This is a genomic window from Roseibium sp., from assembly GCF_050301095.1.
Classification (GTDB): Bacteria; Pseudomonadota; Alphaproteobacteria; order Rhizobiales; family Stappiaceae; genus Roseibium.
Map to the genome: position 1 here is coordinate 1 of NZ_JBNKYW010000068.1, position 11485 is coordinate 11485.

Here is an 11485-nt window from a genome sequence, read left to right on the forward strand (position 1 = left end):
CAATGGCCGTACGCTGGCGCTCGCCGCCGGAAAAGCTGTCGACCGTGCGCCGGCCGCAAGGCACGCGCAGCCTGGAGAGATAGGCGCTTGCGGTTTCCCGGATCGGTCCGCGCCCTGCCGGCGGATGAAAGGCTGCTGCCAGCGACGCGTTGGCAGGGGCGCTGAGCTCCTCGAAGAGCAGAAAATCCTGAAAGATCAGGCCGACGTGTTCCCGCCGGAACCGCGCCCGCGCGCCATCGTCCATCGGTACGAGATCCGTTCCGCCCCAACCCACCGAACCACTCATGGCCGGTTGCAGGCCGGCAAGTGCGTATAGAAAGGTCGACTTTCCGGCGCCGGAAGGGCCTTTCAGACCGATTGCCTCGCCGGGGGCCGCCGCGAAGTGGCCGCAGGTCAGCAAGGCGTGTCCCTTCGGCGTTCGAACACAGAGATTTTCAATCTTAAGGGAAAGTGTCATGCCGGCCGTCATGCCCGTTCATAAACCGCGTCGGTCAACCGGACGCGGCTGGCGAAACCTGTATCGGGATCCTGGAAGGCGCCAAGTTCCAGAAGGCCCCTGGTCAGGATCTTGCGGGTGTAGGAAACGACCTCGATGCTGCGTTTGGTGTAGATGGCCAGGATATCTTCCGGCCATTCGGCTTCGGTTTCGCAGAATGGACAGACCGCCAGCGGCTTCTTGGTGAGGACGAAGAAACGGATATCCGCCTTCAGGGGAGGGGCCATGAAACCGTCGACCGTGATCCGCTGTCCCTCAAGAGATTGTGCCAGATCGGAAAAACTTCCGTCCTTGTTATAAAGCGCCCGCATCCGGATAGGCATCTCGGCGGAGCGAGCGGCGCGGACAAGGCCTGTCTCAATTCCGAGGCCCAGAACGGTGGTGGCTGCAAGAAATTGCCTGCGGTTCATGCCGGGTATCCGATTGTCGCCTGTGACCGGTGATGCGCCTTGCCGGGCGTCATCGCCGCGCGCGAATGAGGGGACGGAGAAAGGCCCGCCAGCGCGGGCCTTTCTGTTCGTGCCGTACCGCCGCTTACTCGGCGCTGGCTGCGTGCTGCATGATGTGGAAGACGAGGTTCTGTTCCACGGTGCCGTTCAGGAGATGCGCGAACGGGCCCTTCGCGTAGATCGCAACGTCCTCGCCCGAGTGGGTTTCGGACGACATCGGGATCAGGGCCTGCTGCACATAATCCAGGTCGATTGCCTGCTCCTGCGTCAGGGCCGGGCGGGTGCCGAACCAGTCCTGATCCTCTGTCAGGATGGTGCCGGTACCATTGAGATAACCGACGGTGGTGTAGGGCTTGCCGTCGGCGGCCAGGTTCGGCTCGTCCAGCGCCTTCACGCCTGCCGGATCGATTTTCATGGACAGACCCAGGATGTCGGATCCGCGTCCGGCATAGCCCTGGAAGGCAATCGCATGCTCGTGGTCGGCGGTAACGATGATCAGGGTGTCCTCGTCATTCGTCAGTTCGTCCGCCTTGGCAACCGCGTCTGCAAAAGCGACGCCGTCACGAACGACGCGGGCCAGGTTGCCGTCATGGTTGGCATGGTCGACCCGACCGGCTTCAATGGTCAGGAAGAAACCTTCGTCATTGGTCTGCAAGGCCTTGATGGCGGCTTCCGTCATCTCGGCGAGGCTCGGCTCGCCGGTGCGGTCGGCTTCATACTTCATGTGAGAGGATTCGAAGAGACCGAGGACCGGTGTGCCATCCAGCTTGGCGGCCTTGAAGGTTTCGTCGTCATGGACATATTGAACGCCGGCCGCCCTGGCATCCTCGATCAGGTTCTTGCCGTCAGTGCGCTTGCCGCCCTTGCCTTCCTCGTCGGTCACATCCTTGGGCAGGAAATGACGGCGGCCACCGCCCAGGGCAATGTCGATCTTGCCGTCCATCATCGCTTCGATCATCTGCGCGGCAATGTCCGGAACGGCGCAACCTTCCGGCAGCTTGGAATTGTCCTCGAAATTGCGGTCCGCAGCATGAGCATAGGCGGAGGCCGGGGTGGCATGGGTCAGGCGCGCGGTGGAGATGACGCCGACGGATTTGCCCATTGCCGAGAAGACTTCGGCAGCATTGGCGATCGTGGCGGCCTCGACCTGCGAACAGTCGCCGCGGTTGAGCGTTTCGTCGACGCCGATCACACCGGCCTTGGTCTTCACGCCCGTGTGCATGGCGGTGCCGGTTCCCGCGGAATCCGGCGTCTGGGCGTTGACGTTATAGGTCTTGGCCAGTGCCAGATGCGGGAACGTCTCGTGTGCCAGCACGTTCTCGTCACCGAAATTGCCTTTCTGCTGACCGTCGAACAGGCGGGTTGCATAGTTGGTGCCCACGCCGTTGCCGTCTGCGACCAGGAGGATCACGTTGCGTGCCTTTTTGGTGATCGGCTGAACGGCGGCTTTCCTGGCCAGCTCGGCCTGAGCGGCGGTGAACCAGTCATTGTTCTGCTGGGGCAGGGCATCCTGGGCGAAGGCGGCGGAACCGGTCAGGGCCAGTGCCAGCGCGGAGCAAACGATCGATTTCATGACAACTCCCGATGTCGTGGGTGAATTCCGGGAGCTACTTAGATAGCCCGCATGACAACCGCTTGAAGCTTTTATGAAGTCTGCAACAACCTTGTGGACCTTCGGAGGCGCTTTGCAAGGGTGCGATGAGAGACCGGCACGTTCAGTTTCTAATTTACAACTGCTGCAAGCGGGCGGAAGTGGGGGAAGGCTGCGCCTTGTCCGGTGCAGAACCCTGCAGGACTTTTGGCCTATTGCCGCCGGAAAATTGGTCTGCAAGATTTTTCCAAACAGCCGCTGACTTGCACGTTGCCGGTTTTGAATAATCGGAAAATGTCATAGCATTTTCATATGAACGTCGAATAAGGTTCATATGAAAATGTTTTATCTGACTTCGAAGTCGAGTTTTTTCGAGTGGACGCGAAGTCATCGGAGATAACGGGCTCCCGGGAAAACCGGGACTGTCAGAGTGGTGTTGGATCAATTTCAGATGTTTGGGCAGATAGACATTTCTAAACGCCAGGCCGAGATCGCCGATTTGGTGCAGAAGGCCGGCTTCGCTTCCGTGGAAGAGCTTGCAGACCGGTTTGAAGTGACGACGCAAACCATCCGCCGGGACGTGAACGGCCTGTGTGAACTGGGTATCCTGAGGCGGACACATGGGGGTGTCGAGCCGCCGGCACCTGCGTCTAACATTCACTATTCCACGCGCCAGATTCTGAACCTGCCGGAAAAGCAGCTGATTGCCAACCTGGTCGCCTCCAAGGTGGAGAACAGCCAGTCGCTTGCCTTCTCGATCGGAACGACCCCGGAAATCGTGATGCAGGCGCTGATGGCGCACGACAAGCTGGCCATCTTCACCAACAACCTCAACGTCGCCTTCACCGCATCGATCAACCCGTCCTACCAGGTGACCATCGCCGGCGGCCGCCTGCGCCACGGCGACCGAGACGTTCTGGGAGCCGCCGCCCAGGCATTCTTTTCCAACTACAAGGTCGACATCGGCATCTTCGGGGTCGCCGGTGTCGACGAGGACGGAACGCTCCTGGATTTCCATGAAGACGAAGTGGCCGCCCGGCAGTCGATCCTCGCCAATTGCCGGAAGTCCTATCTTGTGCTCGATCACAGCAAGTTCGGCCGCAACGCCCATGTTCGTGGGGGGCAGCTGAGTGATGTCGATGCCATATTCACCGACCGTCCGGTGCCCGCGGAATTCCTCGCGAGCCTTGAAGGCACCCGGACCGAAGTCTTCGTCGCCGAAGAAGAAAACACCGGGCAATGACCCGTCGCGTCAATCCCGCGGTTTCCGGTCCCGCAGCCGGAAAACCCATCCGGCTGGAGGGCGTCTCCCGGACATGGGGAGAGACGGTCGCGGTCGAGAACCTCACTGTCGATATTCCGGCCGGGTCCTTCACCGCCTTGCTCGGCCCGTCCGGCTGCGGCAAGTCGACGACCCTGCGGATGATCTCCGGCCTGGAGGATGTCAGCAGCGGGCGCATCCTGATCGGTGGCGAGGATGTGACCGGAAGGCCCTCTTCGAAGCGGGGCCTGTCGATGGTCTTCCAGTCCTATGCGCTTTTTCCGCACCTGAGCGTTGCGGAGAACATCGTCTTCGGCCTCAAGGTCCGCCGGACCGCCAGGGCGGAGCGGGATGAAAAACTGAAGCGCGTTGCGCAGCTTCTGGGGCTCGGCCGGCTGCTCGACCGCAAGCCTGGCCAGCTCTCCGGCGGCCAGCAGCAGCGTGTGGCACTCGGCAGGGCGATCATCGGCGAGAAACCGATCTGCCTGATGGACGAACCGCTTTCCAATCTCGATGCAAAGCTGCGGCACGAGATGCGCATCGAGTTGCGCGCGCTGCAGCAGAAGCTCGGGTTCACCATGGTCTATGTCACCCATGACCAGGTGGAGGCCATCACCATGGCCGATCAGGTGGTGCTCATGAACAAGGGACGGCTGGAACAGGCGGCGCCCCCGCGCGAGCTCTACGAAAAGCCGGCCAGCCCCTTCGCGGCGCACTTTATCGGCACGCCGCCGATGAACCTTTTCCCGGCCAATGCGCTGAAACATCTGTGCTCGGCGCCCGATTTCAAGCTCGGCCTGCGTCCGGAGGCCATGCATCTTCAGCCGGGCGGGCCCATTTCGGCATCGGTCCGCACGGTCGAATATCTCGGCGCGGACATTCTCGCCGACTGCATTGTCGCAGACACCGCCTTTCAGGTGCGTCTGCCGACCTCCCGGCCGGTAACGCCCGGCCAGGCCATCGAACTCGGGTTCGCACCGGAGGACCTGCACGTCTTCGATGCCGACACCGGCGGCCGCCGGGACGATCTCACCTCACAATTCGGAGCGCTTCTGCACTCCTGACCAGCTGCGCACGTCTGCGTGGAACAACCGCATTTCTGCGGACGATCAAACTTGGGAAAAATTTGATGTTGAAGTCCACTTTCCTGAAAGCCGTTGCCGCAACGGCTCTTTCCTTCAGCACCTGGGCCTCCGCTCAGGCCGTTGATCTGCAATTCTATTTTCCGGTCGCCGTCGGTGGCAAGGCAGCCGACACCATCCAGCAGCTGACCGACGAATATGCTGCCCTCAATCCGGATGTGAAGATCGACGCTGTCTACGCCGGTTCCTACCAGGATACCGTCGCCAAGGCGATCACTGCGGCCCGCGGCGGCAACCCGCCGCAGCTGTCCGTGATCCTCTCCGTCGACATGTTCACCCTGATCGACGAAGACCTGATCACCCCCTTCGACGACTATCTGACCACCGAAGACGACAGGAAGTGGGTCGAAGGCTTCTACCCGGCCTTCATGGAAAACAGCCAGACCGGCGGCAAGACCTACGGCATCCCGTTCCAGCGTTCCACGCCGGTTCTCTACTGGAACAAGGATGCCTTCAAGGCCGCCGGCCTCGACCCGGAAGTCGCCCCGGCCACCTGGGAAGAAATGGTCGAATTCGGCAAGAAGCTGACGAAGAAGGATGCCGACGGCAAGGTCACCCAGTGGGGTGTGCGCATCCCGTCCTCCGGCTTCCCCTACTGGCTGTTCCAGGGCCTTGCCATCGAAAACGGTGCGATCCTGGCGAACGCCGAAGGCAACAAGACCAATTTCGATGATCCGAAGGTCGTCGAAGCCCTGCAGTATCTGGTCGACCTCAGCACCAGGCATGAAATCATGGCGCCGGGTATCATCGAGTGGGGCGCCACTCCGAAAGCTTTCTTCGAAGGCCAGACCGCGATGATGTGGACCTCCACCGGCAACCTCACCAACGTGCGCGACAACGCCCCGTTCGATTTCGGTGTGGCCATGCTGCCTTCGAAGGCTCAGCGGGGCGCGCCGACAGGCGGCGGCAACTTCTACCTCTTCAAGGGCGCCTCTGAAGAGCAGACGAAAGCTGCCGTCGACTTCGTCAAGTGGATAACCGCACCGGAACAATCCGCCAAGTGGACAATTGCGACCGGCTATGTCGCCCCGCGTGCGGAGACCTGGGAAACCGAAACGATGAAAGCCTACACTGCCGAATTCGCACCGGCGCTGGTGGCCCGCGACCAGCTGGAGTTCGCCAAGGCGGAACTCTCCACCTTCCAGAACCAGCGTATTACCGGCCTCTTCAATGATGCCCTGGCCGCCGCCATCACCGGCAAGAAGGATGCCGCGACCGCGCTGAAGGAAGCCCAGGCACAGGCTGACGAGATCCTGAGCGAATACCGCTAGGGACCTCCGAGGAGCGGAGTGCCGGTTCCCACTCCGGCACTCCGCCATTCATTTGAGCGAACTGCTGCCGGAAGTCTCCGGGTCGGAGCCGGTGCGCTGAAATCTCCAACACCGGACGGAAACGATCATGTGGGGCTTTCCCCTGAAACGCGAATGGATCCACGGCTGGCTTCTGCTTCTGCCCGCCATGGTGTTCCTCTTTGCCTTCACCCATATTCCCGCGGTCACGACCTTTCTCGCGAGCTTCTTCTCCACGCCGCGCGGGCGGCGGCCGGCGAAGTTTCTCGGCCTCGACAACTATGAGCGCATGCTGCAGGACCCGGTGTTCTGGAAGGTGCTGTGGAACAATCTCTGGTTCGCCGCAGGCACCATCCCGGCGTCGATAGCGCTTGCCATTGTCATGGCGCTGTGGGTGAACGACCGGCTCGCGGGCCGCGGCTTCGTTCGTATGGCCTATTTCACGCCCACCGTGCTGCCGCTGATCGCCGTCGCCAATATCTGGTTGTTCTTCTATACGCCCGGCTTCGGCCTTTTCGACCAGATCACCGGCTTCCTGTTCGGCTGGCCGGCGAGCAACTACCTCGGCAATCCGGATACGGCACTGAACGCCATCATCGTCGTCACGGTCTGGAAGGAAGCCGGCTTCTTCATGATCTTTTATCTCGCCGCCTTGCAGGCGATCCCGGTCTCGCTGAAGGAAGCCGCCGAGATCGAGGGGGCGGGACGCTGGACGGTCTTCTGGCGGGTCACCTTTCCGCTGCTGATGCCGACAACGCTGTTCGTCGGCGTCAATGCGGTGATCAATTCCTTCCGCCTCGTGGATCACATCTTCATCCTGACGGACGGCGGGCCGGACAATGCCTCTGCGCTGCTGCTCTTCTACATTTACGAAGTCGCCTTCCGTTTCTGGGAAACCGCCTATGGCGCCACGCTGACCGTCGCCCTGCTGGCGCTGCTGTCGCTGCTTGCCATCGGCCAGTTCCTCTTCTTCGACCGCAAGGTGCATTACAAATGACCGGCGCAGCACTCCCTTTCGACCGCCTGCTGAATGTTCTGGCCGCCTGGGCCCTGGCACTCCTTTGGCTGCTGCCGCTCGCCTATGCGGTCTGGACCGCCTTTCACCCGGCGGCCTATGAGGCGCGCTTCGAGTTGTTCGCGCCTCTGACGCTGGAGAATTTTGCCAAGGCCTGGGAAGCGGCTCCCTTTGCCCGCTACTTCCTGAACACCTTTCTGCTGGTTTCGCTGATCCTGGCCGGGCAGTTCTTTCTCGGCACGCTGGCGGCCTTCGCCTTCGCCCGGTTCGACTTTCCGGGCCGGGGATTTCTATTCACGCTGGTATTGCTGCAACTGCTCGTCATGCCGGACATCCTGATGGTCGAGAACTACCAGACCATGCGCCAGCTTCATCTGGTGGACACCATTCCGGCGATCGCGCTGCCTTATATTGCCTCCGGTTTCGGCATCTTTTTGTTGCGCCAGACCTTCATGACCATCCCGAAGGAGCTGGACGAGGCCGCGCGCATCGAAGGCTCGACGTTTCTGGGCGTGTTGTGGCGGGTCTATATCCCGCTCGCCAAGCCGACCTATCTCGCCTATGGCCTCGTCTCCGTCAGCCACCACTGGAACAACTTCCTCTGGCCGCTGATCGTCACCAACTCGGTGGAGACCCGGCCGGTGACCGTCGGCCTCAGCATCTTCTCGGCAATTGACAGCGGCGTCGAATGGTCGGTGATCAATGCCGCCACCCTGATGACCTCGGGACCTCTGCTGATCGCCTTTCTTCTGTTCCAGCGCCAGTTTGTGCAGAGTTTCATGCGCGCCGGCATCAAGTGAAGGGCGTCAGGGCTTCGCGAATTAAAATTTCTTGAAAATCAGTGGCTTGTCTCTTCCGGAAAGGGGCCGTTTGACACGTGTTTCATTTGTGTTAAACCGATTTAAAAGAAGTAAAATTTCGTAAAACCGGCTCCAGGTGGATTGCTGGTGCACGGACGTTTTGAATTCGGTCAGCGATTTCCCTTCAGCCGGCACCGGCGGGGGGCTGATCCAGGGAGAGATTTGGTGTCAAAGAATTTTCTGGCGATCGGCGAGTGCATGGTTGAAATGGCGCCGACGGGCGAGGGGACCTATGCCATGGGGTTCGCCGGCGATACGCTCAACACAGCCTGGTATGCGCGTAAATGCCTGCCCGCGGACTGGTCGGTCGGTTATTACACCGCCGTCGGCAACGACCAGGTCTCCGGCCAGATGCTCGATTTCCTGAAGGGCTCCGGTATAGACACAGGCTCCGTGCGTCGCCTGGAGAATCGCACCGTCGGCCTTTACATGATTCAGTTGAAGGACGGCGAGCGCAGCTTTGCCTATTGGCGGTCCCAGTCCGCCGCGCGCCGCCTGGCGGAAGACGCCGGCGATCTGGAAAACGCGCTGGCAGGTGCCGGGCTCGTTTATTTCAGCGGCATCACACTGGCGATCCTGCCGCCCGAAGACCGCCGCAAATTCCTGAATGCGCTGCGCACAGCCCGCAAGGCGGGCACGAAAACCGCCTTTGATCCGAATCTGCGCCCGCGCCTTTGGGAAGACGCAGACACCATGCGGAGCTGCGTCACCGAAGCTGCAGGCCTGTGCGACTTCGTCATGCCGTCCTTCGAGGACGAGCTTGCCCATTTCGGCGACACCGACGCCAATGTCAGCGCCAGCCGTTATCTGGAGGCCGGTGCGGGCATGGTCGTCGTCAAGAACGGTCCGGAAGAAGTCATCTGCGCGACGGCTGACAGCCGGCACGCCTTCCAGCCCCAACCGGTTCGCAACATTGTCGACACCACCGCGGCGGGCGACAGTTACAATGCGGCCTTCCTGGCAGAGTTTTTGACAAGTGGCGACCTGGTGGCAAGTGTCGATGCGGGTGCGAAGCTTGCCGGAACGGTTATCCAGCATCGTGGTGCGCTGGTGGCGGAGTGTTTCGAGCCTGCGTAGTCGGTTCCGGGGCTAACGGCACAAGCCTGCGTCACCCCGGGCAAACAAAGTGAAACCCGTTGACTGGTAGTTTGCACAGCAAACTGGCGTGGCAATGCAGCTCACGTACGATTTTTTCCTGCGCATCAGCAGCCGTGGCAGCAAGTGATCCCCGGCTCTGCGCTGCGCTCGGCCGGGGTGACATCCGTGGATATTGGTGAAAGCGCAGCTCAGGCCACTGAGGGTTCCAGGAACTCTTGACGGAACCGTTCGTGGCATACCGGCAATTACCCCGCATCCCTTTGCGCGATCCAGTCGTGGTCCGGATGGTTCTGGAAACGCCACTTGCGCATGGGGCCGGCCATGACGTTGAGATAATACATCTCGTAGCCGTAAGGCGCGCCGCAGGGGTGATGACCTTTCGGAACCAGCACCACGTCGTGACTGCTGACCGAAACCGTCTCGTCGAGAGATCCGTCCTCGGTGAAGACCCGTTGGTGACCATAGCCCTGATCCGGATTGAGACGGTGATAATAGGTCTCTTCCAGGTAGGTCATCTCGGGGAAATTGTCCTCGTCGTGCCGGTGCGGCGGATAGGACGACCAGTTGCCGGCCGGCGTGAAGACTTCCGTCACCAGCAGGCTGTCGGCGACGTCGGATTCCTCCATCGCGATCGGATAGATGTAGCGCGTGTTGGCGCCCTTGCCGCGGGTGACCTTTTCGGGCGTCGGCAGGACACGCGCCTTGTGCCCGCCCTTGCCGGGCGCCGTGCAGACACCGATGGTGCAGTCGGTGGTGGCGGTCGCCGACCAATCGGTGCCGTTCGGCACATAGACGCAGTGGGGCGGAAGCTGTTCGAATACGTTCATGCGCTCGCCCTGCTCACCGAAGTCCTCGCCGTCCGCCGAGATCGACGCCTTGCCCTCGACCATCACCAGGATGACTTCCAGATCGCCGGCCTTTTCCGAGACGCTCTCGCCGGGCTTCAGCCGGTAGAGCCCGAAACCGACATAGCCCCAGTCCGGTGATTTCGGTCCCCTGGCGCTGTCGATGGTGATGTCGTGGACCTTGCCGGTGGTGCCGGCGGGTTTGCGCAGAAGTTCGCTCATGTCAGGTTCACCTCTTTGGCGATGGCCTTCAGGGTTTTGAGGCCAAGGCTCTGGTACTGGAAGGGATTGCGGACTTCCGGGTCCTGTTCCGCCTCGATGACGATCCAGCCTTCGTAGCCTGCGTCCTTCAGGATCTGCAGCAGCGGGGCGAAGTCGACGCCGCCTTCTTCGTCGCCCGGAACGGTGAAGACACCGGCACGGACGCCGTCCATGAAGGATTTTCCGTTCCCGCGGATCTCTTTCATGACCTGCGGGCGCACGTTCTTGGCGTGGAAGTGGCGGACGCGGTCGACGTATTTCGCCAGCACCGGTGCCGGATCCTGACCGTTGCTGCCGAAATAGCAGTGACCGGCATCGAACAGCAGCTTGGTCGCAGGCCCCGTCGCCGCCATGAAAGCGTCGATCTCTTCCGGCGTCTCGACCACCGTGCCCATGTGGTGATGATAGACGAGCTCGATGCCCTGGCTGGCGCAGAAGGCGGAAAGTTCCTCCACCTTGGCGCCGAAGGTCTTCATTTCTTCCGCGCTCAGGACCGGGCTTCCATTGATGTCAACTTGAGAACCCTGGATCGTGTTGGAAGTCTCGCAGGTGATGCAGACCTTGCAGCCGTTGTGTTTCAATTTGTCCAGATGCGGCTGGATCGCCTTCTTTTCGTCTTCGACCGACTGGGCCAGCAGGTTGAGCGAATACCATCCGGAAATGAATTTCAGGCCGTAGCCGCCAAGCAACTGCTTCAGCTCTTCCGGGTCGTTGGGCCAGCGGTGGCCGTTCTCGATGCCGTCGAAGCCGATCTCGGACGCTTCCCGCAGGATCTGCTCGGTCGGAATGTGGGCTCCGAGGGTCTGGTCGTCGTCATTGGCCCAGGCAATCGGGTTGGTGCCATAAAGGATCATGAGTGTCGTCCTGGTGCGCTTCAAGGCGCGTTGAGTTCAAGTGGTTACATCAAATTGCGACCTCATCCTGAGGAGAACCGTCAGGTCCGTCTCGAAGGATGGGCGGCAAACTCCTGAGCAAGCGGCCCATCCTTCGATACAGCGCTTCAGCGCTTCCTCAGGATGAGGGGAGAGGTGGCGGAAGCGCCGGGGAGTGTGACCTGCGCCCTCCTCAATTCACGAGGTTCTGGTGCTTCTGCGCCGCCACATAGCCTTCGCGGGCCTTGTTCACCTCGGCGCGCTCGGAAACCTCCGGCACCGCCACGTCCCACCAGTGGCCGCCGC

11 protein-coding genes are annotated in these 11485 nt (G+C 61.3%); 6 read left to right on the forward strand and 5 right to left on the reverse strand.

Annotation, left to right across the window (positions count from 1 at the left end; genetic code table 11):
* The 3 genes from ACQY7U_RS06375 to ACQY7U_RS06385 all read right to left on the reverse strand — a co-directional run.
* Positions 1 to 457 (reverse strand): ATP-binding cassette domain-containing protein (locus ACQY7U_RS06375; RefSeq protein ID WP_428642956.1); only part of this gene is annotated, 457 nt, incomplete at its 3' end.
* Between the two features lie 8 nt (positions 458 to 465).
* The gene (locus ACQY7U_RS06380; RefSeq protein WP_428642957.1) at positions 466 to 906 is read right to left on the reverse strand and encodes a hypothetical protein; all 441 of its coding nucleotides are present in this window, start codon (positions 904 to 906) and stop codon (positions 466 to 468) included.
* A gap of 124 nt (positions 907 to 1030) precedes the next feature.
* Positions 1031 to 2518: an alkaline phosphatase gene (locus ACQY7U_RS06385; protein ID WP_428642958.1), complete on the reverse strand. Its 1488-nt coding sequence runs from the start codon at positions 2516 to 2518 to the stop codon at positions 1031 to 1033.
* Positions 2519 to 2987: 469 nt separating this feature from the next.
* On the opposite strand from ACQY7U_RS06385, the gene ACQY7U_RS06390 reads away from it, so the two are divergent.
* The 6 genes from ACQY7U_RS06390 (at position 2988) to ACQY7U_RS06415 (ending at position 9180) form a co-directional block, all read left to right on the forward strand.
* Positions 2988 to 3779: a DeoR/GlpR family DNA-binding transcription regulator gene (locus tag ACQY7U_RS06390; protein WP_428642959.1), complete on the forward strand. Its 792-nt coding sequence runs from the start codon at positions 2988 to 2990 to the stop codon at positions 3777 to 3779.
* Positions 3776 to 4861, forward strand: coding sequence for an ABC transporter ATP-binding protein (locus ACQY7U_RS06395; RefSeq protein WP_428642961.1), 1086 nt, complete (start codon positions 3776 to 3778; stop codon positions 4859 to 4861). The genes ACQY7U_RS06390 and ACQY7U_RS06395 overlap by 4 nt, the downstream gene beginning before the upstream one ends.
* A 65-nt stretch (positions 4862 to 4926) precedes the next feature.
* Positions 4927 to 6210, forward strand: coding sequence for an ABC transporter substrate-binding protein (locus ACQY7U_RS06400; protein ID WP_428642962.1), 1284 nt, complete (start codon positions 4927 to 4929; stop codon positions 6208 to 6210).
* A gap of 127 nt (positions 6211 to 6337) precedes the next feature.
* The gene (locus ACQY7U_RS06405; RefSeq protein ID WP_428642963.1) at positions 6338 to 7225 is read left to right on the forward strand and encodes a carbohydrate ABC transporter permease; all 888 of its coding nucleotides are present in this window, start codon (positions 6338 to 6340) and stop codon (positions 7223 to 7225) included.
* Positions 7222 to 8043, forward strand: a complete 822-nt coding sequence (locus tag ACQY7U_RS06410; protein ID WP_428642964.1) for a carbohydrate ABC transporter permease — start codon at positions 7222 to 7224, stop codon at positions 8041 to 8043. Before ACQY7U_RS06405 ends, ACQY7U_RS06410 begins: the two co-directional genes overlap by 4 nt.
* 225 nt (positions 8044 to 8268) lie before the next feature.
* Positions 8269 to 9180, forward strand: coding sequence for a sugar kinase (locus ACQY7U_RS06415; RefSeq protein WP_428642965.1), 912 nt, complete (start codon positions 8269 to 8271; stop codon positions 9178 to 9180).
* A 266-nt stretch (positions 9181 to 9446) separates the two neighbouring features.
* Here the strand turns inward: ACQY7U_RS06415 and iolB are convergent, their stop codons facing one another.
* Both iolB and iolE read right to left on the reverse strand, forming a co-directional pair.
* Complete coding sequence (gene iolB, locus ACQY7U_RS06420; RefSeq protein WP_428642967.1) at positions 9447 to 10268, reverse strand: 5-deoxy-glucuronate isomerase; 822 nt, start codon at positions 10266 to 10268, stop codon at positions 9447 to 9449.
* Positions 10265 to 11161: a myo-inosose-2 dehydratase gene (iolE, locus tag ACQY7U_RS06425; protein WP_428642968.1), complete on the reverse strand. Its 897-nt coding sequence runs from the start codon at positions 11159 to 11161 to the stop codon at positions 10265 to 10267. The genes iolB and iolE overlap by 4 nt, the downstream gene beginning before the upstream one ends.
* Between the last annotated feature and the right edge of the window lie 324 nt (positions 11162 to 11485).